Annotated in this window: 35 protein-coding genes; 1 reads left to right on the top strand and 34 read right to left on the bottom strand. The window is 67.8% G+C overall.

Annotated elements, in window-relative coordinates:
* The first annotated feature begins 16 nt into the window (after nt 1–16).
* A complete protein-coding gene (locus P6897_RS14080; protein ID WP_282501551.1) occupies nt 17–1891 on the top strand; it encodes an acyltransferase family protein in 1875 nt (624 codons plus the stop codon).
* Here P6897_RS14080 and P6897_RS14085 read toward each other — a convergent pair.
* From P6897_RS14085 to tuf, 34 genes are all read right to left on the bottom strand, one after another.
* Nucleotides 1885–2886, bottom strand: coding sequence for a GNAT family N-acetyltransferase (locus tag P6897_RS14085; protein ID WP_282501552.1), 1002 nt, complete (start codon nt 2884–2886; stop codon nt 1885–1887). The genes P6897_RS14080 and P6897_RS14085 overlap by 7 nt on opposite strands.
* 71 nt (nt 2887–2957) lie before the next feature.
* A complete protein-coding gene (gene rplQ / locus P6897_RS14090) occupies nt 2958–3533 on the bottom strand; it encodes a 50S ribosomal protein L17 (RefSeq protein WP_282501553.1) in 576 nt (191 codons plus the stop codon).
* 29 nt (nt 3534–3562) lie between these two features.
* Nucleotides 3563–4552 (bottom strand): DNA-directed RNA polymerase subunit alpha, encoded by a 990-nt coding sequence (locus P6897_RS14095; protein ID WP_023954080.1) that lies wholly within the window; start codon nt 4550–4552, stop codon nt 3563–3565.
* A gap of 122 nt (nt 4553–4674) precedes the next feature.
* Nucleotides 4675–5073, bottom strand: coding sequence for a 30S ribosomal protein S11 (rpsK, locus tag P6897_RS14100; protein WP_023954078.1), 399 nt, complete (start codon nt 5071–5073; stop codon nt 4675–4677).
* Between the two features lie 34 nt (nt 5074–5107).
* Entirely contained in the window at nt 5108–5482 is a 375-nt protein-coding gene (rpsM, locus tag P6897_RS14105) for a 30S ribosomal protein S13 (RefSeq protein WP_023954076.1), read from the bottom strand.
* Between the two features lie 156 nt (nt 5483–5638).
* The gene (gene rpmJ, locus P6897_RS14110) at nt 5639–5755 is read right to left on the bottom strand and encodes a 50S ribosomal protein L36 (protein ID WP_005050492.1); all 117 of its coding nucleotides are present in this window, start codon (nt 5753–5755) and stop codon (nt 5639–5641) included.
* 76 nt (nt 5756–5831) lie between these two features.
* On the bottom strand, nt 5832–6053 hold the full coding sequence (infA, locus tag P6897_RS14115) for a translation initiation factor IF-1 (RefSeq protein WP_017201569.1): 222 nt from the start codon (nt 6051–6053) through the stop codon (nt 5832–5834).
* A gap of 156 nt (nt 6054–6209) precedes the next feature.
* On the bottom strand, nt 6210–6896 hold the full coding sequence (locus P6897_RS14120) for a thioredoxin domain-containing protein (protein WP_112617796.1): 687 nt from the start codon (nt 6894–6896) through the stop codon (nt 6210–6212).
* Between the two features lie 11 nt (nt 6897–6907).
* Entirely contained in the window at nt 6908–7741 is an 834-nt protein-coding gene (gene map, locus P6897_RS14125) for a type I methionyl aminopeptidase (RefSeq protein ID WP_282501554.1), read from the bottom strand.
* Complete coding sequence (locus tag P6897_RS14130) at nt 7738–8325, bottom strand: adenylate kinase (protein WP_114588836.1); 588 nt, start codon at nt 8323–8325, stop codon at nt 7738–7740. The genes map and P6897_RS14130 overlap by 4 nt, the downstream gene beginning before the upstream one ends.
* Complete coding sequence (secY, locus tag P6897_RS14135) at nt 8322–9647, bottom strand: preprotein translocase subunit SecY (protein ID WP_112617794.1); 1326 nt, start codon at nt 9645–9647, stop codon at nt 8322–8324. Before secY ends, P6897_RS14130 begins: the two co-directional genes overlap by 4 nt.
* 131 nt (nt 9648–9778) lie before the next feature.
* Complete coding sequence (gene rplO / locus P6897_RS14140) at nt 9779–10270, bottom strand: 50S ribosomal protein L15 (RefSeq protein WP_181574259.1); 492 nt, start codon at nt 10268–10270, stop codon at nt 9779–9781.
* Nucleotides 10270–10455, bottom strand: coding sequence for a 50S ribosomal protein L30 (rpmD, locus tag P6897_RS14145; protein ID WP_023954062.1), 186 nt, complete (start codon nt 10453–10455; stop codon nt 10270–10272). Before rpmD ends, rplO begins: the two co-directional genes overlap by 1 nt.
* Nucleotides 10455–11114, bottom strand: a complete 660-nt coding sequence (gene rpsE, locus P6897_RS14150) for a 30S ribosomal protein S5 (RefSeq protein ID WP_036305648.1) — start codon at nt 11112–11114, stop codon at nt 10455–10457. Before rpsE ends, rpmD begins: the two co-directional genes overlap by 1 nt.
* Nucleotides 11115–11149: 35 nt before the next feature.
* Entirely contained in the window at nt 11150–11509 is a 360-nt protein-coding gene (gene rplR / locus P6897_RS14155; protein WP_112617793.1) for a 50S ribosomal protein L18, read from the bottom strand.
* Between the two features lie 2 nt (nt 11510–11511).
* On the bottom strand, nt 11512–12048 hold the full coding sequence (gene rplF, locus P6897_RS14160) for a 50S ribosomal protein L6 (RefSeq protein ID WP_112617792.1): 537 nt from the start codon (nt 12046–12048) through the stop codon (nt 11512–11514).
* Nucleotides 12049–12052: 4 nt separating this feature from the next.
* Nucleotides 12053–12451 carry a 30S ribosomal protein S8 gene (rpsH, locus tag P6897_RS14165; RefSeq protein WP_112617791.1) on the bottom strand — a complete coding sequence of 133 codons (399 nt, stop codon included), beginning with the start codon at nt 12449–12451 and terminating at the stop codon, nt 12053–12055.
* A gap of 133 nt (nt 12452–12584) precedes the next feature.
* A complete protein-coding gene (gene rplE, locus P6897_RS14170) occupies nt 12585–13175 on the bottom strand; it encodes a 50S ribosomal protein L5 (protein WP_112617790.1) in 591 nt (196 codons plus the stop codon).
* A gap of 2 nt (nt 13176–13177) precedes the next feature.
* Nucleotides 13178–13537, bottom strand: a complete 360-nt coding sequence (rplX, locus tag P6897_RS14175) for a 50S ribosomal protein L24 (protein WP_112617789.1) — start codon at nt 13535–13537, stop codon at nt 13178–13180.
* Between the two features lie 2 nt (nt 13538–13539).
* Nucleotides 13540–13908 (bottom strand): 50S ribosomal protein L14, encoded by a 369-nt coding sequence (rplN, locus tag P6897_RS14180; protein ID WP_023954050.1) that lies wholly within the window; start codon nt 13906–13908, stop codon nt 13540–13542.
* A gap of 4 nt (nt 13909–13912) precedes the next feature.
* Nucleotides 13913–14242, bottom strand: coding sequence for a 30S ribosomal protein S17 (gene rpsQ, locus P6897_RS14185; RefSeq protein ID WP_023954049.1), 330 nt, complete (start codon nt 14240–14242; stop codon nt 13913–13915).
* On the bottom strand, nt 14242–14550 hold the full coding sequence (rpmC, locus tag P6897_RS14190) for a 50S ribosomal protein L29 (RefSeq protein WP_023954048.1): 309 nt from the start codon (nt 14548–14550) through the stop codon (nt 14242–14244). Before rpmC ends, rpsQ begins: the two co-directional genes overlap by 1 nt.
* Complete coding sequence (gene rplP, locus P6897_RS14195; RefSeq protein WP_023954047.1) at nt 14550–14969, bottom strand: 50S ribosomal protein L16; 420 nt, start codon at nt 14967–14969, stop codon at nt 14550–14552. The genes rpmC and rplP overlap by 1 nt, the downstream gene beginning before the upstream one ends.
* Nucleotides 14969–15727 carry a 30S ribosomal protein S3 gene (rpsC, locus tag P6897_RS14200; RefSeq protein WP_023954045.1) on the bottom strand — a complete coding sequence of 253 codons (759 nt, stop codon included), beginning with the start codon at nt 15725–15727 and terminating at the stop codon, nt 14969–14971. Before rpsC ends, rplP begins: the two co-directional genes overlap by 1 nt.
* A complete protein-coding gene (gene rplV, locus P6897_RS14205) occupies nt 15727–16125 on the bottom strand; it encodes a 50S ribosomal protein L22 (protein ID WP_036304774.1) in 399 nt (132 codons plus the stop codon). Before rplV ends, rpsC begins: the two co-directional genes overlap by 1 nt.
* A 38-nt stretch (nt 16126–16163) precedes the next feature.
* Nucleotides 16164–16445: a 30S ribosomal protein S19 gene (rpsS, locus tag P6897_RS14210; RefSeq protein WP_023954043.1), complete on the bottom strand. Its 282-nt coding sequence runs from the start codon at nt 16443–16445 to the stop codon at nt 16164–16166.
* 12 nt (nt 16446–16457) lie between these two features.
* Nucleotides 16458–17297, bottom strand: coding sequence for a 50S ribosomal protein L2 (gene rplB / locus P6897_RS14215; protein ID WP_023954042.1), 840 nt, complete (start codon nt 17295–17297; stop codon nt 16458–16460).
* 24 nt (nt 17298–17321) lie between these two features.
* On the bottom strand, nt 17322–17621 hold the full coding sequence (rplW, locus tag P6897_RS14220) for a 50S ribosomal protein L23 (protein ID WP_023954040.1): 300 nt from the start codon (nt 17619–17621) through the stop codon (nt 17322–17324).
* Nucleotides 17618–18280 (bottom strand): 50S ribosomal protein L4, encoded by a 663-nt coding sequence (gene rplD, locus P6897_RS14225; RefSeq protein ID WP_023954038.1) that lies wholly within the window; start codon nt 18278–18280, stop codon nt 17618–17620. Before rplD ends, rplW begins: the two co-directional genes overlap by 4 nt.
* A 2-nt stretch (nt 18281–18282) precedes the next feature.
* Entirely contained in the window at nt 18283–18942 is a 660-nt protein-coding gene (gene rplC, locus P6897_RS14230; protein ID WP_023954036.1) for a 50S ribosomal protein L3, read from the bottom strand.
* An 8-nt stretch (nt 18943–18950) separates the two neighbouring features.
* On the bottom strand, nt 18951–19259 hold the full coding sequence (rpsJ, locus tag P6897_RS14235) for a 30S ribosomal protein S10 (RefSeq protein WP_017201594.1): 309 nt from the start codon (nt 19257–19259) through the stop codon (nt 18951–18953).
* A gap of 478 nt (nt 19260–19737) precedes the next feature.
* Nucleotides 19738–20694, bottom strand: coding sequence for a hypothetical protein (locus P6897_RS14240; RefSeq protein ID WP_282501555.1), 957 nt, complete (start codon nt 20692–20694; stop codon nt 19738–19740).
* A gap of 179 nt (nt 20695–20873) precedes the next feature.
* Nucleotides 20874–21089 carry an Rv0909 family putative TA system antitoxin gene (locus P6897_RS14245; protein ID WP_282501556.1) on the bottom strand — a complete coding sequence of 72 codons (216 nt, stop codon included), beginning with the start codon at nt 21087–21089 and terminating at the stop codon, nt 20874–20876.
* Between the two features lie 130 nt (nt 21090–21219).
* Complete coding sequence (gene tuf, locus P6897_RS14250; protein WP_023954029.1) at nt 21220–22413, bottom strand: elongation factor Tu; 1194 nt, start codon at nt 22411–22413, stop codon at nt 21220–21222.
* Nucleotides 22414–22479: the final 66 nt, after the last annotated feature.

Here is a 22479-nt window from a genome sequence, read left to right on the forward strand (position 1 = left end):
CCCCGGACACAGCCGTATGACTCCTCCGCCTCTTCCGCGCGCCCGCATCGCGGGACTCGACGGCCTGCGCGCCGTCGCCGTGGTGCTCGTCGTCGTGTACCACCTCTTCCCCGACGCCTTCCTGCGGAGCGGCTACGTCGGCGTCGACGTGTTCTTCGTCATCTCCGGCTTCCTCATCACGACGCTCCTCCTGCGCGAACGTGCACGCGAGGGGCGGATCCGGCTGCGACGCTTCTGGGCGAGGCGCGCGCGGCGCCTGCTGCCCGCCCTCGCGGCCGTCGTCACCGTGAGCGCCTCGCTGGCCTGGCTGGTCGGCGGCGACGTCCTCGTCGACATGGGCCTCCAGGTGCTGGGGGCGGCCACGTTCTCGTACAACTGGGTGTCGATGGCCGACGGCGGCACCTACTTCTCCGCGGCCGACCCCGAGATCTTCCGCAACCTGTGGTCGCTCGCGGTCGAGGAGCAGTTCTACCTGCTCTGGCCGCTCCTGCTGCCGCTCTTCCTCCTGCTTCCCGGCCGCCGCTCTCGCGCCGCGGCAGCGCTCGGGCTCGCGGCACTGTCGGCCGCGTGGGCGTTCACGAGCGTCACCGCGGGCGCCGACCTCACTCGCGTCTATTTCGGCACCGACACGCACGCCTTCGGGCTCCTGACCGGCGTCGCCGTCGCGTTCGCCCTCCACGGCCTCGTCGTCAGGAGGTCGTCGGTCGCCGGCGTCGGACCCGTGTGGGGCGTGATCGTCGGAGCGCTCGCGACCGCGGGCATCGTGGCCGCCGCAGCCGTGGGCGGCGGCGAGGCGATCACGTTCCCGGCCTCGAGCCTCGCCGCGTCGCTCCTCACCGCCGTCGTGCTGCTGATCGCGGCGTGGCCGGGCTCGTGGTTCGGTCGCGCGCTCGACATCGCCCCGCTGCGGTGGCTCGGCGAACGGTCGTACGCGGTGTACCTGTGGCACTGGCCCCTCCTCGTGCTGCTGTCGTTCCAGCTCACCGGCGCGGGCCCCGAGACGGGCGTCCCGGTCCTGGCGGGCGCGGGCGTGGCGCTGGCTTCGGTCGTGCTGGCGGCCGGGTCGTACCGCTGGCTCGAGCAGCCCGTCCGCCGCCACGGATTCCGAGGTGCGCTCGCCCTGGCCCGCCACGGGCTGCGCGCGCGCCCGTCGCGGCGCGCCGCGACGCTGGCGGTCGCCCTCGTCGCCGCGCTCGCCCTCGGCGGCACGACGGCGGCGGTGGCCGCGGCGCCGCGCACCACGACGAGCCAGAGCGCGGTGGACGCCGGTCGCGATGCCCTGGAGCAGGCGCGGCGGCTGCCGACACCGGCGCCCGCGCCGGGGGCGCAGACGGTCGACGGCACCCGCGTGAGTGCCGTCGGCGACTCGGTCATGCTCGCCTCCGCCCCCGGGCTCCTCCAGGCGATGCCGGGTATCGAGGTCGACGCCGAGGTGTCGCGATCGCTGTGGGCCGGGGCGCGGATCATCGACGGTCTGGCCGCCTCGGGCGAACTGCGCGAGTATGTCGTGGTCGGCCTCGGCACGAACGGCCCGGTCTCGACCGAGGCGCTGCAGAGCATCGTCGACGCCGCCGGCCCCGATCGCTACGTCATCCTGGTGAGTGCGTACGGGCCGCGGGACTGGATTCCCGGCGTCAACAGCGACCTCACGGCGTTCGCGGCGTCGCACCCTCGCGTCGCCGTCGCCGACTGGTCGCAGGCGATCTCCGGGCACGACGATCTGCTCGCCGGCGATCAGATCCACCCCGAGTCAGCCGGCGGCGACATCTACGCGCGCACGGTGAAGCGCGCGGTTGACGGTGCCGCGACCCAGCTCGCGGCGGCACAGTGGGCCGCCGAGCAGACCCGCACGACCCTGCTCGAACTGTTCGGCCGCGCCGAGGATCAGTAGCGGCGGACGAGCACCCGGTCGCGCTCGTACGGCGTGAACCCGAGACCGCCGTAGAGCGCGTTGGCGCCCGTCGGGCTCTCGGTGTCGACGTCGAGTACCGTCATGCCGAGGCCCGCTTCCCGCATTGCAGCGAGCGACCGCGAGATCACCGCCGGCGCCAGCCCGCGCCTGCGGTGCGACCGGACCACGCCGACGAGGTCGATGTACGCGTTGGGGCCGAGGACGGCGAAGTCGCCCTCGTTCACGGAAGCCAGGCAGAACGCGACGATCTCGCCGCCGTCGAGGGCCAGGGTGCACAGATCGGGCCGCAGGAACGGACCGCCGATGAACTGCTGCCAACGCTCCGGCGGGCTCGGCAGGCTGCCCCAGTGGTCGCGGAACGCGTCGTTGCGCGCCAGCCGCGCGTCCTCGGCACGATCGGACGAGAACGGCACCAGCTCGATGCCGTCCGGCGTCGTCACCTCGGCGATCGGTTCGGACAGGTCGCGGTGCATCGTCGAGAACCAGCGCTCGGTGCGGTAGCCGAGCGATTCGGCGATGCGCTCGAGAGCCGTGTCCTTCTCGGACGCGTACACCTGGATCTCGGCGGGCAGGCTCGCCGCCGCGGCATCCGCTGCCGCCGCCTCGCGCAGCTGCTCCTCGGCGCGTTCGTGCTGCCATCCGAAGAGCGCGGTGCCGATCCCGCGGCCGCGCCGGTCGGGCCGCACCGCGCCGGTGAGGTAGATGTGCAGGTGCTCCTCGCGCGAGGGATGCAGGGTGACGGTACCGACCGCGAGCGCCTCGCCGGTCTCATCGAACGCGATCAACGTGTCGCGTTCATGGTCGACGTGCGACAGCTCGAACGTCTCGGCGACGTCCTCGCGCGGAGTCGTCCATGTCGGGTGGTCCACCCGGTCGGCGGCCACCAGCACGCCGTGGATGACGTCGATGTCGTCGCGGGTCGCCGTGCGCCAGTGCGCGACGGCGGGGCAGGTCGGTGCGTTCGGCGTGCTCACCCTTCCACCCTTGCACATCGGGCCCGCACCCTCCGAAGAGAGTGCGGGCCCGATGTCAGCGCGAAGCGCTGTTACTTCTTGTCGTCCTCGGCGGGAGCCTCAGCGGCGTCCTCGGCGGCAGCCTCAGCGGCTGCGCCCTCCTCCGGCGACTCGGCGCCGGCGTCGGTCGCGGCGTCGTCGGCGGGAGCCTCGGTGGTCTCCTCGACGGGAGCCTCCTCGACCGGAGCCTCCTCGGCGGCGGCCGGAGCGGCAGCAGCCGACTTCTTGGCCGACTTCGGCTTCGGGTTCACCGGCTCGAGCACGAGCTCGATGACAGCCATGGGAGCGTTGTCGCCCTTGCGGTTGCCGATCTTGGTGATACGCGTGTAGCCACCCTCGCGCTCGGCGACGAGCGGAGCGATCTCGGCGAAGAGCTCGTGAACGACGCTCTTGTCGCCGATGACCGACGCGACGCGACGGCGGGCGTGCAGGTCGCCGCGCTTCGCGAAAGTCACCAGACGCTCGGCGTACGGACGCAGGCGCTTGGCCTTGGTCTCGGTCGTGGTGATCGACTTGTGGGTGAACAGGGCCGCGGCGAGGTTCGCGAGAAGCAGGCGCTCGTGTGCGGGGCCGCCTCCGAGGCGGGGACCCTTGGTGGGCTTAGGCATTTTTGATTACTCCAGGAAGAAAGGGGGGCTCAGAGGTTCTCGTCGTCGTATCCGCCGTAGAAGTGCGCACCGTCGAACCCGGGAACCGAGTCCTTCAGCGACAGGCCGAGCGAGACGAGCTTGTCGCGCACCTCATCGACCGACTTCTGACCGAAGTTGCGGATGTTCATGAGCTGGGTCTCCGAGAGGGCGACCAGCTCGGACACCGTGTTGATGCCCTCGCGCTTGAGGCAGTTGTACGAGCGGACCGACAGGTCGAGGTCCTCGATCGGCATCGACAGCTCGTTGGTGAGAACCTCGGCGACCGGCGCGGGGCCGATCTCGATGCCCTCGGCCTCGACGTTCAGCTCGCGGGCGAGACCGAACAGCTCGACGAGCGTACGACCGGCCGAAGCGACGGCGTCGCGCGGCGAGATGGACGCCTTCGACTCGACGTCGAGGACGAGCTTGTCGAAGTCGGTGCGCTCACCGGCACGGGTGGCCTCGACGCGGTAGCTGACCTTGAGCACGGGCGAGTAGATCGAGTCGATCGGGATCTGACCGGCCTCGGCGTACTCGTTGCGGTTCTGGGTCGCGGAGACGTAGCCGCGACCGCGCTCGATGACGAGCTCGAGCTCGAACTTCGCGCTGTCGTTGAGCGTCGCGATGACCAGGTCGGGGTTGTGCACCTCGACACCGGCGGGAGCCGAGATGTCGGCGGCCGTGACCTCACCGGCACCGGTCTTGCGCAGGTACGCCGTGATGGGCTCGTCGCGCTCGGACGAGACGACCAGCTGCTTGATGTTGAGGATGATCTCGGTGACATCCTCCTTCACACCCGGAATTGTGCTGAACTCGTGCAGCACACCGTCGAAGCGGATGCTGGTGACGGCGGCACCCGGGATGGACGACAGCAGGCTGCGGCGCAGCGCGTTGCCGATGGTGTAGCCGAAGCCGGGCTCGAGCGGCTCGACGACGAACCGGCTGCGGAACTCGCCGATCTTCTCCTCGGTCAGAGTGGGACGCTGTGCGATGAGCACTATGTGTTCCTTTCGATCACGTGACCGCTATATGACACGTGCAATTCAGTGAGGTGTTGAGTTTTCAAGGAAACGACGGAAGTCCGGATGCCGCGCGATGCGGCATCCGGATCCGTGTCAGCTCAGACGCGGCGGCGCTTGGGGGGACGGCAGCCGTTGTGGGCCTGCGGCGTGACGTCCTGGATGGACCCCACCTCGAGGCCGGCGGCCGTCAGCGAGCGGATCGCGGTCTCGCGGCCCGAACCGGGGCCCTTGACGAAGACGTCGACCTTCTTGACGCCGTGCTCCTGCGCCTGGCGCGCAGCGGACTCGGCGGCCATGCCGGCGGCGTAGGGGGTCGACTTGCGCGAGCCCTTGAAGCCGACGCCACCCGAGGAGGCCCAGCTGATGACGGCGCCCGACGGGTCGGTGATCGAGACGATCGTGTTGTTGAACGTCGACTTGATGTGGGCGTGGCCCAGCGCGATGTTCTTCTTCTCCTTGCGGCGCGGCTTGCGCGCTGCGGACTTGGCCTGTGCCATGTGCGTGTTCTCCTAAACCTGTGGGGGCCGCGCCTTAGCGCGCCTTCTTCTTGCCGGCGACGGTGCGCTTGGGACCCTTGCGCGTACGCGCGTTGGTCTTGGTGCGCTGACCGCGCACGGGCAGGCCACGGCGGTGGCGCAGACCCTCGTAGGAACCGATCTCGACCTTGCGGCGGATGTCGGCGGCGACCTCGCGGCGCAGGTCACCCTCCACCTTGTAGTTGCCCTCGATGTAGTCGCGGAGCGCGACGAGCTGGTCGTCGGTGAGGTCCTTGACGCGGATGTTCTCGTCGATCTCCGTCGCTGCGAGGATCTCGTTCGAGCGGGTACGGCCCACGCCGTAGATGTACGTGAGGGCGATCACCACGCGCTTGTCGCGCGGGATGTCAACGCCGGCAAGACGTGCCATGCGGTTCTCCTAGGAGTAATCGAAGGTGTGGAGCAGGATCGGTGCTCGGGCCTTCGTCCCGAGGTGTCCCCCGCCGGCTGCGCCGCGCGGGTTCTGATCTGCCTGAGGTGTATTGAGTTGTCGTCGTACCGGGTGCCGCGTAGACGCGGCATCCGATCAGCCCTGGCGCTGCTTGTGACGCGGGTTCGACTTGCAGATGACCATGACGCGACCGTGGCGACGGATGACCTTGCAGTGGTCGCAGATGGGCTTGACGGAGGGGTTGACCTTCATGATGTTCCTGATTCGCTGTCTTCGCCGACGGAGCAGGGGCTCCGGGGCGTTACTTCTCGACCGGCGTGCGCTGGGCTCAGCGGTAGCGGTAGACGATGCGACCGCGGGTCAGGTCGTAGGGGCTGAGCTCCACGACCACGCGGTCTTCGGGGATGATGCGGATGTAGTTCTGCCGCATCTTGCCCGAGATCGTTGCGAGGACCTTGTGTCCGTTGCTGAGCTCGACGCGGAACATCGCGTTGGGCAGAGCCTCGGAGATCACGCCCTCGATCTCGATGACACCGTCTTTCTTCGCCATACGCTCGCTTACAGTTGTGCAGGCCGGTCGGTCTGCGTTGGATGGGATTTTCGGTGACACGCCAAGAGAGGCGCAACGCACCAAAGAGCAAGCATACGCGCTACCGCACGCTCCAGCAACTCGCCGTATCTCGCACGGCGCGTCGCCCCGCTCCGCTCAGTTGAAGAGCGTCGCGAACGAACCGCGGGCCGGGATCGTGCTGTTCGAGATCGTCTCGCCGTTGACGGCGATCGTCGGCGTTCCGACGCGGTCCGATCCGGGCTGGAGCGGCGTCTCCTTGGTCTTCGCGGCGACGTAGGACTCGTAGGTGCGGTCGGTGACGCACGAGTCGATGCCCGTCACCCCCGCATCGGATGCGATCTGCAGGAGCTGCTCGTCGGTGAGACCCGTCGACTGCTCGGCGGGCTGCTGCTCGAAGAGGGCCTGCATGAACGGGACGGCGGCGTCGGGGTCGGCCTCGGCGACGCAGTACATCGCATTGGCCGAACGCGTCGAGTACTCGGTGCCCTGCGACGCACGGTCGAGGATCGAGATCGGGTGGATCTTGAGGGTGATCGTTCCGTCGTTCACGAGATCGAGGATCTCGGGTCCGTAGGTCGTCTCGAACTGACCGCAGATCGGGCACATGAAGTCGACATACGTGTCGAGCGTCTGCGAGCCGTCTCCGACGACGACGGCGCCGGTCTCCTGCTCGATGCCCGACCCCGTGGGCGGGGTGCCGGGGTCGGTCGCGCTGTTGTTCATCCACACGACCAGCGCGACAATGAGGGCCACCACGACCACCACGGCCGTCGACACCCAGATCGCGAACCAGTTGGTCTTGCCCGTCGCCGCAGTAGCCATCACTTCTCTCCTCAGCCGATTTCCGTCGGCACGATTCCATACGGGGCGAGCCCCGCGGCGCCACCGTCGGGCGCCGTGAGAACCCAGATGCCCCCATCATGCACCGCGACGCTATGTTCCCAATGGGAGCCGTCCGAGCCGTCGATGGTCGAGACCGTCCAGTCGTCGTCCTCGGTGAACGTCTCCTCCGAGCCGGCCACGACCATCGGCTCGATCGCGAGCACGAGACCGGGCTTCACCTCGGGGCCGAGGTCGGCCACGCGGTAGTTGAAGACCGAGGGCGCTTCGTGCATCTTGCGGCCGATGCCGTGCCCGACGTAGTCGCGGAGGATGCCGTACTGCTCGCCGGACGCCTCGATCGAGGTCTGGATCGCATCACCGATCTCGCCGATGCGCTTGGCGTTCGCCATCGCGGCGATGCCCGCCCACAGCGATTCCTCGGTGACCTGCGACAGCCGTTCGCGCGGCGCGACGAGCTCCGGTCGCTCCGGATCGGGGATGACGATCGTGAACGCGGAGTCGCCGTTCCAGCCGCGGAACTGCGCGCCGGCGTCGATCGAGAGGATGTCGCCCGGCTCCAGCGGACGCGAGTTCGGGATGCCGTGCACGACCTGCTCGTTGACCGACGCGCACACCGTATGGCGGTAACCCCGGACGAGCTGGAAGTTCGACTCGGCACCGCGTGAGCGGATCACGTCCGCGGCGATGGCATCGAGCTCGAGCGTCGTCACGCCGGGCGCCACGTGGTCGCGTACCGCCTGCAGGGCCGCGGCCGTGATCAGGCCGGGCTCGACCATCGCCTGCAGCTGGGCAGGCGACTTGTAGATGGAGCGGCGACCGATCACGCCGTGATGCCGCGGGCCGTCAGAGCCGCGGTGATCCGCTCGGTGATCTCGTCGAGCGAGCCGACACCGTCGATCTGATCGACGATCCCGCGCTCGCGGAAGACGTCGAGGATCGGGGCGGTCTCGTTCTCGTAGATCGAGAGGCGCTTGGCGATCGACTCCTCGTTGTCGTCGTCGCGACCCTGCTCGGCCGCACGCTTGGAGAGTCGCGCGATGGACTCCTCGCGGGGGACGACGAGCTCGATCACGGCCGTCAGCTCTTCGCCGCGACCCTGGAGGAAACCGTCGAGATCGCGGACCTGAGCCAGGTTGCGCGGGTACCCGTCGAGCAGGAAGCCGCCGGCAGCGTCGGCCTGCTCCAGCCGGTCGCGCACGATCGCGCTCGTCAGCTCGTCGGGAACCAGGTCGCCGGCGTCGATGATCGCCTTGACCTGCTGGCCGAGCTCGGTGCCCTCCTTGACGTTCGCCCGGAAGACGTCGCCCGTCGAGACGGCGGGGATGCCCAGCGCCTCGGCGATGCGCACTCCCTGAGTGCCCTTGCCCGAGCCCTGGGGCCCGACGATCAGCAGACGTGCAGCCGTCATCGCAGCAGCCCTTCGTAGTGGCGCTGCTGGAGCTGCGCGTCGATCTGCTTCACCGTCTCGAGTCCGACACCGACGATGATGAGGATCGAGGCGCCGCCGAACGGGAAGTTCTGGTTGGCACCGACCGTCGCCAGCGCGATCAGCGGAAGCAGGGCGATGAGACCCAGGTAGATCGAGCCGGGAGCGGTGATGCGGGTGAGGACGTAGTCGAGGTACTCCGCGGTGGGCCGGCCGGCGCGGATGCCGGGGATGAACCCGCCGTACTTCTTCATGTTGTCCGCGACGTCGACCGGGTTGAACGTGATGGCCACGTAGAAGTAGGTGAAGCCGATGATCAGCAGGAAGTAGACCGCCATGTACAGCGGGCTGTCGCCGGTCGTGAAGTACTGCTGGATCCAGGCCACCCAGCCGGGCACGTTGCCGTCGGCATCCGGGTTCTGGTTGAACTGCGCGATCAGCGCGGGGATGTACAGCAGCGACGACGCGAAGATGACCGGGACGACACCCGCCATGTTGACCTTGATGGGAATGTACGTGTTCGTGCCGCCGTACGTGCGCCGGCCGACCATGCGCTTGGCGTACTGGACCGGGATGCGCCGCTGCGACTGCTCGACGAAGACGACGAGGGCGACGACGGCGATGCCCACCGCGAGCACGAGCAGGAAGATCTCGAAGCCGCGGGCGATCGCGATCGACCAGAGGGCCGCGGGGAACGTGGCGGCGATCGAGGTGAAGATGAGGATCGACATGCCGTTGCCGACACCGCGCTCGGTGACGAGCTCGGCGAACCACATGATCAGGCCGGTGCCGGCGGTCATCGTGATGATCATCAGGAGCTGGGCGTACCAGGCCTCCGAGGTCACGAGCTGAGCGCACTCGGGAACACCGGTCACCGGGATCAGCTGACCCGAGCGGGCGACCGTGACGAGCGTCGTGGACTGCAGCAGCGCCAGCGCGATGGTCAGGTAGCGGGTGTACTGCGTGAGCTTCGCCTGGCCGGACTGACCCTCCTTGTAGAGGGTCTCGAAGTGCGGGATGACCACGCGCAGCAGCTGCACGATGATCGTCGCGGTGATGTACGGCATGACGCCGAGCGCGAAGATCGACAGCTGCAGCAGGGCGCCGCCCGAGAACAGGTTCACGAGCGAGAGCAGGCCCTGCGCGGTGCCGCTCTGGTCGAGACAGCTCTGCACGTTCGGGAAGTTCACGAACGGCGTCGGCACATGCGCGCCCAGGCGGTAGATGGCGATGATCGCCAGGGTGAAGCCGATCTTCCGCCGGAGATCCGGAGTGCGGAAAACCCGCGCTATGGCGCTGAACAAGTGGATTCCTCCCAAGGGATGGGCGGCGTCTCGGGAAGACACCGTCAACCAGGGTATCCCAGGCCGTTCACAGGCGCGCCTCGGATACGACGAAGCGAGGGCCGGAGCGAACTCCGGCCCTCGCTGGCGAATTACTTGATGGACCCGCCGGCCGCGACGATCTTCTGCTCGGCAGAGCCCGAGACCTTGTCGACCGACACGTTCAGCGCCACCGAGATGTCGCCGGTGCCGAGCACCTTGACCTTCTCGTTCTTGCGGACGGCACCCTTCGCGACCAGGTCGGTGATGGTGACGTCACCGCCCTGCGGGTAGAGCTCCGCGAGCTTGTCCAGGTTCACGACCTGGTACTCGACGCGGAACGGGTTCTTGAACCCGCGCAGCTTGGGGGTGCGCATGTGGAGCGGCATCTGGCCACCCTCGAAGCCCGCCTTGACCTGGTACCGGGCCTTCTGACCCTTGGTTCCGCGGCCCGCGGTCTTACCCTTCGAGCCCTCACCGCGGCCGACACGGGTCTTCGCCGTGTTGGATCCGGGCACGGGACGCAGGTGGTGGACCTTCAGCACACCGGGGCGAGCGGCCGTGGTCTCGGCCTTCGCCTTCTTGTCGTCCTTCTTCTCAGCCATCAGTCGATCTCCTCAACCTTCACGAGGTGCGCGACGGTCTTGACGTAGCCGCGCGTCTGCGCGTCGTCGGGACGGACGACCGAGTCGCCGATCCGCTTGAGACCCAGCGAACGCAGCGTGTCGCGCTGGTTCTGCTTCTCGCTCACCTTGGACTTGACCTGGGTGACCTTCAGTCGAGCGGCCATCAGGCACCTACCTTCTGTGCGGCGTTCGCCTCGGCCTCAGCGCGCACGAGGCGAGCCGGTGCGACCTGGTCGAAGTCCAGGCCACGGCGTGCGGCGACCGCACGGGGCTCCTCGAGCTGCTTCAGTGCCTCGACGGTCGCGTGCACGATGTTGATCGTGTTCGACGAGCCGAGCGACTTCGACAGGACGTCGTGGATACCGGCGCACTCGAGCACGGCGCGGACGGGACCACCGGCGATAACACCGGTACCGGCGGCGGCGGGGCGCAGGAGCACCACGCCGGCGGCTGCCTCACCCTGCACGGGGTGCGGGATGGTCGAGCCGGTGCGGGGAACGCGGAAGAAGTTGCGCTTGGCCTCTTCGACACCCTTCGAGATGGCGAGGGGGACCTCACGCGCCTTGCCGTAGCCGACACCGACCAGCCCGTTGCCGTCGCCGACGACGACGAGAGCGGTGAAGCTGAAGCGACGACCACCCTTGACAACCTTCGACACGCGGTTGATGGTGACGACGCGCTCCAGGAACTGGCTCTTGTCGGCGTCGCGCGAACCGCGATCGCGGTTGTTGCTGCGCTCGCGGCTGCCGCGGCGGGGCTCGCGGGCCTCGCGCTCGACGGGAGCGGTGCCTGCGGCCTGCTCGGTCGTAGCCTGTTCGGTCACAGGGTTCTCTCCGTTGTTGTTGGTCACTGCATCGCTCACAGGTTCAGACCTCCCTCGCGAGCGCCGTCGGCGATCGCTGCGACACGGCCCGCGTAGCGGTTGCCACCGCGGTCGAACACGACGTCTTCGACGCCGGCGGCCTTGGCGCGCTCGGCGACGAGCTCGCCGACCTTGCGGGCCTTGGCGGTCTTGTCACCGTCGAACGTGCGCAGGTCGGCCTCGAGGGTCGACGCCGAAGCCACGGTGTGACCCTTGGCGTCGTCGACGAGCTGCACGAAGACGTGGCGGGCCGAGCGGGTCACGACCAGGCGCGGCCGGGCCTCGGTGCCCACGATCTTCTTGCGAAGGCGGGCGTGACGACGCGCGCGCGCGTCGGACTTGCTCTTCACAGCCATGCTTACTTACCAGCCTTTCCGGCCTTGCGGCGGACGACCTCGCCCGCGTACCGCACACCCTTGCCCTTATAGGGCTCGGGCTTGCGGATCTTGCGGATGTTGGCCGCGGTCTCGCCGACCGCCTGCTTGTCGATGCCGCTGACCGTGAGCTTGTTGTTGCCCTCGACGGTCAGGGTGATGCCGGCGGGTGCCTCGACGGTGACGGGGTGCGAGAAGCCGAGAGCGAACTCGACGGACGAGCCCTTCTGAGCGACGCGGTAACCGGTGCCGACGACCTCGAGACCCTTGGTGTAGCCCTGGGTCACGCCGATGATGTTGTTGTTGATCAGGGTGCGGGTCAGGCCGTGCAGGGCACGCGACTCGCGCTCGTCATCCGGACGGGTGACGAGAACCTGGTTCTCCTCGACCTTGGCCTCGATGGGCTTGGCGACGGTGAGTCGCAGCTCGCCCTTGGGGCCCGTGACGAGGACGTCCTGTCCGGTGACCTCGACGGTCACACCGGCAGGGATGTCGATGGGGAGACGTCCAATACGCGACATCAGATCACCACACGTAGGCGAGGACTTCCCCGCCGACGCCCTTCGAGTCGGCCTGGCGGTCCGTGAGGAGGCCAGAGGAGGTGGACAGAATCGCGACGCCCAGGCCACCGAGGACCGTGGGCAGCTCGGTCGACTTCGCGTACACGCGGAGACCGGGCTTGGAGACGCGCTTGATGCCGGCGATCGACCGCTCGCGGTTGGGGCCGTACTTCAGCGTCATGGTGAGGGTCTGGCCGACGCGGGCATCGGTGACCTCCCAGCCGGAGATGTAGCCCTCCTGCTTGAGGATCTCGGCGATGTTGGTCTTGAGCTTCGAGCTCGGCAGCGACACGGAGTCGTGGTGCGCCGAGTTCGCGTTGCGCAGACGGGTCAGCATATCTGCGACCGGGTCTGTCATCGTCATAGGTGTGTTCCTTCGATCATGAGGTTTCGACTGCCGTTACACGACAGGCGACCTTCGATGAATGTCCATATTCAGTTGTGCAGTCGTTCGGCCCCGGAGCATGCCCCGAGGCCGAACGATCGATTGTACCGGATTACGCCTGGGCGTCGTCCGACTTGAACGGGAAGCCGAGCTGGCGGAGCAGCGAGCGTCCCTCGTCATCCGACTTCGCCGTGGTGACGATCGTGATGTCGAAACCACGGACGCGGTCGATCCGGTCCTGGTTGATCTCGTGGAAGACCGCCTGCTCCTGCAGACCGAAGGTGTAGTTGCCGTGACCGTCGAACTGCTTGGGCGACAGACCGCGGAAGTCGCGGATGCGGGGCAGCGCGAGGTTCACGAGACGGTCGATGAACTCCCACGCACGGTCACCGCGGAGGGTGACGTGCGCACCGATGGCCTGGCCCTCGCGCAGCTTGAACTGCGCGATGGACTTGCGGGCCTTCGTGACGATCGGCTTCTGACCCGTGATCTTCGTCAGGTCGTCCACGGCGCCGTCGATCACCTTGCTGTCGCGAGCTGCCTCGCCGACACCGGTGTTCACGACGACCTTCACGAGACCGGGGATCTGCATGACGTTGGCGTAGCCGAACTCTTCCTGCAGAGCCTTCTTGATCTCGCTCTGGTACTTCTGCTTCAGGCGGGGCTGGATCTTGCCAGCCGCCGCGGCAGTGGTGCTGCTCATATTCAGAGGTCCTTGCCGCTCTTCTTCGCGTAACGCACGCGGACGGTGCGCTTCACGCCGTCCTTCGTCTTCTCCTCGACGCGGTGGCCGACGCGGGTCGGCTTCTTCGTCTCGGGGTCGACGACCTGGACGTTCGAGATGTGGATGGGGGCCTCGAAGGTCTCGATGCCGCCCGTCTTGGTGCCACGCTGCGTCTGGCCGACGCGGGTGTGCTTGGTGACGTAGTTCACGCCCTCGACGATGACGCGGTTCTGCTCGACGAGGACCTCGAGGACCTTGCCCTGCTTGCCACGGTCGCCGCCGCGCTCGGGCTTGGCGCCCGTGATGACCTGAACCAGGTCACCCTTCTTGATGTTCGCCATGATCAGATGACCTCCGGGGCGAGCGAGACGATCTTCATGAACTTCTTGTCGCGAAGCTCACGACCGACCGGTCCGAAGATGCGGGTGCCACGGGGCTCCCCGTCGTTCTTCAGGATGACGGCGGCGTTCTCGTCGAACTTGATGTACGAGCCGTCGGGACGGCGCGTCTGCTTGACGGTGCGGACGATGACGGCCTTGACGACATCACCCTTCTTGACGTTGCCACCGGGGATCGCGTCCTTGACGGTGGCGACGATGATGTCGCCCAGTCCGGCGTACCGGCGGGCGGAGCCGCCGAGCACGCGGATGGTGAGCAGCTCCTTGGCGCCGGTGTTGTCGGCGACCTTGAGGCGGGATTCGGTCTGAATCATGAGATCACTTCGCCTTCTCGAGGACCTCGACCAGACGCCAGCGCTTGGTGGCGCTCAGCGGGCGAGTCTCGTTGATGAGGACGAGGTCGCCGATGCCGGCGGTGTTGGCCTCGTCGTGGGCCTTGACCTTCGACGTGCGGCGGATGACCTTGCCGTAGAGCGGGTGCTTCACGCGGTCCTCGACCTCGACGACGATCGTCTTGTCCATCTTGTCGCTCACGACGTAGCCGCGACGAGCCTTGCGGTAACCGCGGGCCTGCGGGTCGCGGACGTCGTGCTCGCCGTGCTCGTGGCCCTCGGCGACAGCCTCAGCGGCGTTCTTGTCGGTAGCCATTACTCGGTCTCTTCCTTCGCGGCCTCGGTGGCGTCATCCGCCTTCTTGGCCTTGGTCTTCTTCGCCTTCGGCGCCTCCGCGACGGGCGTGGCACGAATGCCGAGCTCGCGCTCGCGGATCACCGTGTAGAGCCGCGCGATGTCGCGCTTGACCGCACGGATGCGGCCGTGGCTCTCGAGCTGGCCGGTGGCCGACTGGAAGCGCAGGTTGAACAGCTCTTCCTTGGCCTTGCGCAGCTCCTCGACGAGGCGCTGGTCTTCGAACGTGTCGAGCTCGCTCGGGGCGAGCGTCTTGGTGCCGACAGCCATTACGCGTCGCCCTCCTCGCGCTTGATGATGCGTGCCTTCAGCGGCAGCTTGTGAATGGCACGGGTCAGGGCCTCGCGAGCGAGCTCCTCGTTGACTCCGGCGACCTCGAAGAGGACGCGACCCGGCTTGACGTTGGCGACCCACCACTCCGGCGAGCCCTTACCCGAACCCATGCGGGTCTCGGCGGGCTTCTTGGTGAGCGGACGGTCGGGGTAGACGTTGATCCACACCTTGCCGCCACGCTTGATGTGACGCGTCATGGCGATACGAGCGGACTCGATCTGACGGTTGGTCACGTAAGCGGGCGTGAGTGCCTGGATACCGAACTCGCCGAAGGAGACCTTCGTGCCGCCGGTGGCCTGGCCATCGCGCTTGGGGTGGTGCTGCTTGCGGTACTTGACCTTGCGGGGGATAAGCATCAGGCCGACGCTCCTTCTGCCACGGGGGCCTCGTTGCGGGGACCGCGACGGCGGTCACCGCGGTCGTCGCGACCGCGCGAGGTCTTCGGCGCGTTGGCCTGCTCGCGAGCGAGCTCCTTGGCCGTCAGGTCGCCCTTGTAGATCCAGACCTTCACGCCGATGCGGCCGAAGGTGGTCTTGGCCTCGTAGAAGCCGTAGTCGATGTTCGCGCGGAGCGTGTGCAGGGGCACGCGGCCCTCGCGGTAGAACTCCGAGCGGCTCATCTCCGCGCCGCCGAGGCGGCCCGAGACCTGGATCCGGATGCCCTTGGCACCGGCGCGCTGAGCGCCCTGCAGACCCTTGCGCATCGCGCGGCGGAAAGCCACACGAGCGGAGAGCTGCTCGGCGATGCCCTGCGCGACGAGCTGGGCGTCGGCCTCGGGGTTCTTGACCTCGAGGATGTTGAGCTGGATCTGCTTGCCGGTGAGCTTCTCGAGGTCGGCGCGGATGCGCTCGGCCTCGGCGCCGCGACGACCGATCACGATGCCCGGGCGGGCGGTGTGGATGTCGACGCGGACGCGGTCACGGGTGCGCTCGATCTCGATGTTGCTGACGCCGGCGCGGTCGAGCGACGTGGTCAGCAGACGACGGATCTTGATGTCCTCGGCGACGTAGTCGGCGTAACGCTGGCCCGGCTTGGTCGAGTCCGAGAACCAACGCGACACGTGGTCCGTGGTGATGCCGAGGCGGAAGCCGTACGGGTTGACTTTCTGTCCCATTACTTGCTCGCCTTCTTGCTCGTACCGGCGGCCGCGGCATCCGCGTTCTCCGGCGTCGACAGCACGACCGTGATGTGGCTCGTGCGCTTCTTGATCTGGAAGGCACGACCCTGGGCGCGGGGCTGGAAACGCTTGAGCGTCGTGCCCTCGTCGACGTACGCGTTCTTCACGTACAGGTCTGCATCGTCCAGGAACTCGTTGTCCTTATCGGCCTTGACGCGAGCGTTCGCGACGGCCGAGGCGACGAGCTTGTAAATCGGCTCGCTGGCGCTCTGCGGGGCGAACTTCAGGATGGCGAGTGCCTCCTGAGCCTGCTTTCCCTTGATGAGCGCGACGACACGACGAGCCTTCTGAGGGGTCACGCGGATGTGCTTCACGCGCGCGGTGGATTCCACCATGTCTCTCCTCCTCTGTCCTCTCTGGAACTGCCCCCGCGTCAGCGGCGGCGGCCCTTCTTGTCGTCCTTCACGTGGCCGCGGAAGGTGCGGGTGGGCGCGAATTCGCCCAGCTTGTGGCCGACCATGGTCTCGGACACGAACACGGGGATGTGCTTGCGTCCGTCATGCACCGCGATCGTGTGGCCGAGCATGGCCGGGATGATCATCGAACGGCGCGACCAGGTCTTGATGACGTTCTTGGAGCCGGCTTCGTTCTGCGCGACCACCTTGCGAAGCAGGTGCTCGTCGACGAAGGGGCCCTTCTTCAGGCTGCGAGGCATCTTCCTCTACTCCTACTTGCGCTTCTTGCCGGCGTTGCGACGGCGGACGATGTACTTGTCGCTCTCCTTGTTGGGGTGGCGGGTGCGACCCTCAGCCTGGCCCCAGGGAGTGACGGGGTGACGTCCACCGGACGTCTTGCCCTCACCACCACCGTGCGGGTGGTCGACCGGGTTCATGGCGACACCACGAACCGTCGGGCGAACGCCCTTCCAGCGCTTACGGCCGGCCTTGCCCCAGTTGATGTTCGACTGCTCGGCGTTGCCGACCTCGCCGATGGTCGCGCGGCAGCGCGCATCGACGTTGCGGATCTCGCCCGAGGGCAGACGCAGCTGGGCGTAGGGGCCGTCCTTCGCGACCAGACGCACGCTGGCGCCGGCCGAGCGAGCCATCTTCGCGCCGCCGCCGGGACGGAGCTCGATGGCGTGGATGACCGTACCGGTCGGGATGTTGCGCAGCGGCAGATTGTTGCCGGGCTTGATGTCGGCGCCGGCACCCGACTCGACGATGTCGCCCTGCTGGAGCTTGTTCGGGGCGATGATGTAGCGCTTCTCGCCGTCGAAGTAGTGCAGCAGCGCAATGCGCGCGGTGCGGTTGGGGTCGTACTCGATGTGAGCGACCTTGGCGTTGACGCCGTCCTTGTCGTTGCGACGGAAGTCGATCACGCGGTACTGGCGCTTGTGGCCACCACCGATGTGACGCGTCGTGATGCGGCCCTGGTTGTTACGGCCACCGGTCTTGGCGATCGGGCGGAGGAGCGACTTCTCGGGCGTCGATCGGGTGATCTCGGCGAAGTCGGCCACCGACGAACCGCGGCGACCCGGGGTCGTGGGCTTGTACTTGCGAATAGCCATGTTCGTTGTCCTCTATCCCGACCGTCAGCCGACTGCCGTGAAGATGTCGATGGTGCCCGACTTCAGGGTGACGATGGCGCGCTTGGTGTCCTTGCGCTTGCCGGTGCCGAAGCGGGTGCGACGGGACTTGCCCGCGCGGTTGAGCGTGTTGACCGCTGCGACCTTGACGCCGAAGATCTTCTCGATCGCGAGCTTGATCTCGGTCTTCGACGCACGGGGGTCCACGAGGAACGTGTACTTGCCCTCGTCGATGAGCCCGTAGCTCTTCTCGGAGACGACCGGCTTCAGGATGATGTCGCGCGGGTCCTTGTTGACGGCGGTCATGCCGAGACCTCCTCGGTGGCGCCGGCCTTGGACGCGACGAACGCGTCGTAGGCGGCCTTGGTGAAGACGAGGTCGTCCGAGACGAGCACGTCGTAGGCGTTGAGCTGGTCGAACGTCAGCACGTGGACGTACGCGAGGTTGCGCACGCTCTTGACGGTGATCTCGTCACCGCGCTCGATGACCACGAGGACGTTCTTCGTGGCGCCGAGGCCGGTCAGAACCGCCGCAGCAGCCTTGGTCGAGGGCGTGCCCTCGACACCGAACGAGTCGACGATGTGCAGACGCTGGCCGCGAGCACGGTCGCTGAGCGCTCCGAGGAGCGCGGCGGCGACCATCTTCTTGGGGGTGCGCTGCGAGTAGTTGCGCGGCTTGGGGCCGTGCACGATGCCACCACCGGTCATGTGCGGCGCGCGGATCGAGCCCTGACGGGCGTTACCCGTGCCCTTCTGCTTGAAGGGCTTGCGGCCGGCGCCCGAGACCTCACCGCGACGCTTGGTCGAGTGGGTGCCCTGGCGAGCCGCCGCGAGCTGCGCGACGACGACCTGGTGGATGAGGGGAACGTTGGTCTTGACGTCGAAGAGCGCGGCGGGCAGCTCCACGGAGCCGGCCTTCTTGCCGGAGGCGCTCCGGACGTCGAGCGCGAGAGTCGAGTCAGCCATGATCAGGCACCCTTCACAGCGTTGCGGACGTAGACGATGCGGCCGCGTGCACCGGGGACGGCGCCCTTGACGAGCAGCAGACCCTTCTCGGCGTCGACGGCGTGCACCGTGAGGTTGAGGACGGTCACGCGCTCGCCACCCATGCGGCCGGCCATGCGCATGCCCTTGAAGACGCGGCTGGGCGTCGACGAGGCACCGATGGAACCGGGCTTGCGGTGGTTGCGGTGCGCACCGTGCGAGGCCGAGACGCCCTTGAAGTTGTGGCGCTTCATGACACCCGCGGTGCCCTTGCCCTTGCTGGTGCCGACGACGTCGACCAGCTGGCCGGCCTCGAACGTGTCACCGGCGGTGAGCTCCTGACCGAGTGAGTAGTCAGCGGCATCCGCCGTGCGCACCTCGGTGAGGTGGCGACGGGGGGTCACGCCGGCGGCCTCGAAGTGGGCCGTGAGGGGCTTGTTGACCTTGCGGGGGTCGATCTGGCCGGCAGCGATCTGGACGGCCGAGTAGCCGTCCTTCTCGGGCGTACGGACCTGGGTGACCACGTTCGGCGCGATCTCGATGACCGTGACGGGGACGAGCTTGCCCTGCTCGTTCCAGACCTGGGTCATGCCGAGCTTGGTGCCGAGGAGGCCCTTGGAAACCTTGGAGTTGATGTCAGCCATGTCGAACCTCAGAGCTTGATCTCGATGTTGACGTCGGCCGGGAGGTCGAGTCGCATGAGCGAGTCGACAGCCTTGGGCGTCGGGTCGACGATGTCGATCAGACGCTTGTGGGTGCGCATCTCGAAGTGCTCGCGGCTGTCCTTGTACTTGTGGGGCGACCGGATGACGCACACGACGTTCTTCTCGGTCGGCAGCGGCACGGGTCCGACGACAGTCGCGCCCGCACGGGTCACGGTGTCGACGATCTTGCGTGCCGAGGTGTCGATGACCTCGTGGTCGTACGACTTCAGGCGAATGCGGATCTTCTGTCCCGCCATTTGTCTGCTCACTCTCTTTATCGCGTCTTACGTCTCGCTGGTCGCGAGCGCATTGGACGCCCGGTGGCGCGGTCTGCGCCGGGCACTTCTCACCGCCGGGGCGGTGATGCTGCACCACTGTTCTGATGTCAAACCCGCGGGTCTCCCTGCGGTTCCGCACCGTGCGCGCACGCGCGCATCCTGTCTCCAGGTCGGTGTGGGGTTCGATGTTCATCTGCCCGCGGCCTAGGACTCTGCGCTTCGCGCCGCCTATGCACTGTCGTGACAGTGATCCGGGATGCTGGGCACCCGTCGGAATGTGGAACCTGAATAGTCTACGTGCCGCCCGGGCGTGTCGCAAACCCGGGCGTGTCGCGATATCCGCGTCGCGTCCCGCACCGTGGCGGCGGGCCGCCGGGCACGCACTCTCCCCGCGAACACGCACCTTCTATGGTGCACCCTCGCGGCGACGGTGCGTCCTCGGAGCGACGGATCGCGCTCAACGCAGGAGACCGTGGGCGCGGAGGAACGCGGCGAACGTCGGGCGGGATGCCAGGCGCTCCCAGCCCCAGCGCACCGGGGTCCAGCCGGTCGCCGCGACGACGCGACTCTCGCGCTCGCGCTGGGCGCGCAACACGTCGCGGGGCGAGCGTCCGCCCGTCAACGCCGGGTCGAGGTACTTGCCGTCGCCGTCGAACTCGCCGAACCTCCGCAGCCGAGGCCACGCGAAGTCGAGGAACGCCCACTGCCCATCGCCGATCGCGACGGGATGCTGGAGCACCGGTTCCGCAGCGCCCAGCTGCAGCATCCACAGCCGGCTGATGCTCTCGCCCGGCAGCTGTGCCCGCCCGTCGGCGATCGAGGCGACGAATCGCGCACTGCGGATGCCGCGGGCACCGGGCGCCTGCTCGATGCGAGCAGTCACATCGGCGACGAGCGCTGCGGCGGCGGCGGGGTCGTAGGCGCCGTTGCCGCGCCACGCCGCCGCTCGCAGCGCCGCGTCCATCGCTGCCGTCGCGGTCTCGGCCTTCTCGGCGCAGAGCACGTCGAACACCGTGCGGGCGAGGTTCGTCGCCTGCAACGCACCGATGCGCGAGACGTCGGCGTCCGCGACCTCGTGCCGGTGGCGCACGACGTCGCTGCGACTCGGCGCGGGCGCCGGACCGAGCTCGAGCGTATGCACCCGGGAGTCGTCGCCTCGGTGGACCGGCAGTCCGTGCAGCGCGGCGGCCGTCGTGTGCGAGAAGACCGGCTCGCGGGTCGCGACAGCGGCGAGGGCGTGCGCGCGCAGCCGCATCCGCGCCTCCGGTCGCGCGGCCGCCCAGCGCGCCGCCGCGACGTAGACGCCCCGCCGGACGCGCACGAGCTCTCCGTCACCGACGGCCCGTTCGAGCGTGGACGTCTCGCCGCGACGGCGCGCATCGCGCCGGAGGATGAGGTCATCGCATTCGGTCACTCCCCCACGATGCCGCCCGCGCCGCCCCCGCATCCGCGCCCCCTGCTCCCCGTGCACGCTCCCGCCCCCGCCCGTCCTGGGGAGGAACCACCGCCCCGAACGCGAGAACGCACCGACCCCGCGACCACGCACCGTTCACGGTGCGCTCTCGCGGAGGCGGTGCGTTCTCGGCGCTCGGCCTACTGGTTGCCGATGTTCTTGTCGACGTTCTCGCGGACCTCGTCGACCTTGCCATGGTGCTGCTCCGGGACGACCTTCTTCACGGCATCCGCCGCACCCTTGAGGAACTTGTCGCTGACCTCCTCGGCCTTCTCGCTCTTGAGTGCTTCCTCGATCTTGTCGCGGTTCTGTTCGAACATCTGCTTGCCCTTGTTGATGATGTCGTCGACGCCCATGATCGTCCTTTCGTCGGGTCGTATCCCGCTATGAGAGCGCGTGGCGCCACGCCACGTCAACAGCTTGCGGAAACGACGAAACCCCCCGGACCCGAAGGTCCGAGGGGTTCCGCGAAGGAAGTCGCGAGACTTACTTGATGATCTTGGTCACCGTGCCGGCGCCGACGGTGCGGCCACCCTCACGGATCGCGAAGCCGAGGCCCTCTTCCATGGCGATCGGCTGGATGAGCTCGACCGACATGTCGGTGGTGTCACCGGGCATGACCATCTCGGTGCCCTCGGGCAGCGAGATGACGCCGGTGACGTCCGTGGTGCGGAAGTAGAACTGCGGGCGGTAGTTCGTGTAGAAGGGGTTGTGACGGCCACCCTCCTCCTTCGAGAGGATGTAGGCAGTGCCCTCGAAGTTGGTGTGCGGGGTAACCGAACCCGGCTTCACGACGACCTGGCCACGCTCGACGTCGTCACGCTTGGTGCCGCGGAGGAGCAGACCACAGTTCTCGCCGGCCCAGGCCTCGTCGAGCTGCTTGTGGAACATCTCGATACCGGTGACCGTGGTCTTCTGCGTCGGGCGGATGCCGACGATCTCGACCTCGGAGTTGATGGCGAGGGTGCCGCGCTCGGCGCGGCCCGTGACGACGGTTCCACGACCGGTGATCGTGAAGACGTCCTCGACGGGCATGAGGAACGGCTTGTCCTTGTCACGCACCGGGTCGGGGATCGACTCGTCGACGGCGTCCATGAGCTCGACGATCGCGTTGACCCACTTCTCGTCGCCCTCGAGAGCCTTCAGGCCCGAGACGCGGACGACAGGAGCGTTGTCGCCGTCGAAGTCCTGCGACGACAGGAGCTCGCGAACCTCGAGCTCGACGAGCTCCAGGATCTCCTCGTCGTCGACCATGTCCGACTTGTTGAGCGCGACCAGCAGGTAGGGAACGCCGACCTGCTTGGCGAGCAGGACGTGCTCGCGGGTCTGAGCCATCGGGCCGTCGGTGGCGGCGACCACGAGGATCGCGCCGTCCATCTGAGCGGCACCGGTGATCATGTTCTTGATGTAGTCAGCGTGACCCGGGGCGTCGACGTGAGCGTAGTGACGCTTGGGGGTCTCGTACTCGACGTGCGAGATGTTGATCGTGATACCACGCTGACGCTCTTCGGGCGCCGAGTCGATGGACGCGAAGTCACGCTGCACGTTGGTGGCCGACGGGTACTTGTCGGCGAGCACCTTCGAGATCGCCGCGGTGAGCGTCGTCTTGCCGTGGTCGACGTGACCGATGGTTCCGATGTTGACGTGCGGCTTGGTCCGCTCGAACTTGGCCTTAGCCACTGGGTCCTCCTCAGGACTGTCGTTGTAGATCTCCGGGCGCTGGATTGCGACCGGTTCTCTACGGGG

The sequence above is a fragment of the Microbacterium sp. BDGP8 genome (genome assembly GCF_029991045.1).
Taxonomy (GTDB): Bacteria; Actinomycetota; Actinomycetes; order Actinomycetales; family Microbacteriaceae; genus Microbacterium; species Microbacterium plantarum.

What these genes read in the sequence shown, in the direction of transcription:
- rplN (WP_023954050.1), bottom strand. Translation starts at nt 13,908, where the DNA reads ATGATTCAGACCGAATCCCGCCTCAAGGTCGCCGACAACACCGGCGCC.
- rplD (WP_023954038.1), bottom strand. Translation starts at nt 18,280, where the DNA reads ATGGCTGACTCGACTCTCGCGCTCGACGTCCGGAGCGCCTCCGGCAAG.
- rpmC (WP_023954048.1), bottom strand. Translation starts at nt 14,550, where the DNA reads ATGGCTGTCGGCACCAAGACGCTCGCCCCGAGCGAGCTCGACACGTTC.
- infA (WP_017201569.1), bottom strand. Translation starts at nt 6,053, where the DNA reads ATGGCGAAGAAAGACGGTGTCATCGAGATCGAGGGCGTGATCTCCGAG.
- rpsM (WP_023954076.1), bottom strand. Translation starts at nt 5,482, where the DNA reads ATGGCACGTCTTGCCGGCGTTGACATCCCGCGCGACAAGCGCGTGGTG.
- rpsC (WP_023954045.1), bottom strand. Translation starts at nt 15,727, where the DNA reads ATGGGACAGAAAGTCAACCCGTACGGCTTCCGCCTCGGCATCACCACG.
- P6897_RS14130 (WP_114588836.1), bottom strand. Translation starts at nt 8,325, where the DNA reads ATGACGGCTGCACGTCTGCTGATCGTCGGGCCCCAGGGCTCGGGCAAG.
- rpsS (WP_023954043.1), bottom strand. Translation starts at nt 16,445, where the DNA reads ATGCCTCGCAGCCTGAAGAAGGGCCCCTTCGTCGACGAGCACCTGCTT.
- rpsH (WP_112617791.1), bottom strand. Translation starts at nt 12,451, where the DNA reads ATGACGATGACAGACCCGGTCGCAGATATGCTGACCCGTCTGCGCAAC.
- rplX (WP_112617789.1), bottom strand. Translation starts at nt 13,537, where the DNA reads ATGGCGAACATCAAGAAGGGTGACCTGGTTCAGGTCATCACGGGCGCC.
- P6897_RS14120 (WP_112617796.1), bottom strand. Translation starts at nt 6,896, where the DNA reads ATGGCTACTGCGGCGACGGGCAAGACCAACTGGTTCGCGATCTGGGTG.
- rplV (WP_036304774.1), bottom strand. Translation starts at nt 16,125, where the DNA reads ATGGTGGAATCCACCGCGCGCGTGAAGCACATCCGCGTGACCCCTCAG.
- rplR (WP_112617793.1), bottom strand. Translation starts at nt 11,509, where the DNA reads ATGGCTGTGAAGAGCAAGTCCGACGCGCGCGCGCGTCGTCACGCCCGC.
- rplC (WP_023954036.1), bottom strand. Translation starts at nt 18,942, where the DNA reads ATGGCTGACATCAACTCCAAGGTTTCCAAGGGCCTCCTCGGCACCAAG.
- rpsK (WP_023954078.1), bottom strand. Translation starts at nt 5,073, where the DNA reads ATGGCACAGGCCAAGTCCGCAGCGCGCAAGCCGCGCCGCAAGGAGAAG.
- rplF (WP_112617792.1), bottom strand. Translation starts at nt 12,048, where the DNA reads ATGTCGCGTATTGGACGTCTCCCCATCGACATCCCTGCCGGTGTGACC.
- rpsQ (WP_023954049.1), bottom strand. Translation starts at nt 14,242, where the DNA reads ATGGCTACCGACAAGAACGCCGCTGAGGCTGTCGCCGAGGGCCACGAG.
- rpsJ (WP_017201594.1), bottom strand. Translation starts at nt 19,259, where the DNA reads ATGGCGGGACAGAAGATCCGCATTCGCCTGAAGTCGTACGACCACGAG.
- rplO (WP_181574259.1), bottom strand. Translation starts at nt 10,270, where the DNA reads ATGGCTGAGAAGAAGGACGACAAGAAGGCGAAGGCCGAGACCACGGCC.
- P6897_RS14245 (WP_282501556.1), bottom strand. Translation starts at nt 21,089, where the DNA reads ATGGGCGTCGACGACATCATCAACAAGGGCAAGCAGATGTTCGAACAG.
- rplB (WP_023954042.1), bottom strand. Translation starts at nt 17,297, where the DNA reads ATGGCTATTCGCAAGTACAAGCCCACGACCCCGGGTCGCCGCGGTTCG.
- rplQ (WP_282501553.1), bottom strand. Translation starts at nt 3,533, where the DNA reads ATGCCTAAGCCCACCAAGGGTCCCCGCCTCGGAGGCGGCCCCGCACAC.
- rpmD (WP_023954062.1), bottom strand. Translation starts at nt 10,455, where the DNA reads ATGGCCGCTCGACTGAAGGTCACCCAGGTCAAGTCCAAGGTGAGCGAG.
- rplP (WP_023954047.1), bottom strand. Translation starts at nt 14,969, where the DNA reads ATGCTTATCCCCCGCAAGGTCAAGTACCGCAAGCAGCACCACCCCAAG.
- P6897_RS14080 (WP_282501551.1), top strand. Translation starts at nt 17, where the DNA reads ATGACTCCTCCGCCTCTTCCGCGCGCCCGCATCGCGGGACTCGACGGC.
- rplW (WP_023954040.1), bottom strand. Translation starts at nt 17,621, where the DNA reads ATGACCGCCGTCAACAAGGACCCGCGCGACATCATCCTGAAGCCGGTC.
- rpmJ (WP_005050492.1), bottom strand. Translation starts at nt 5,755, where the DNA reads ATGAAGGTCAACCCCTCCGTCAAGCCCATCTGCGACCACTGCAAGGTC.
- rplE (WP_112617790.1), bottom strand. Translation starts at nt 13,175, where the DNA reads ATGAGCAGCACCACTGCCGCGGCGGCTGGCAAGATCCAGCCCCGCCTG.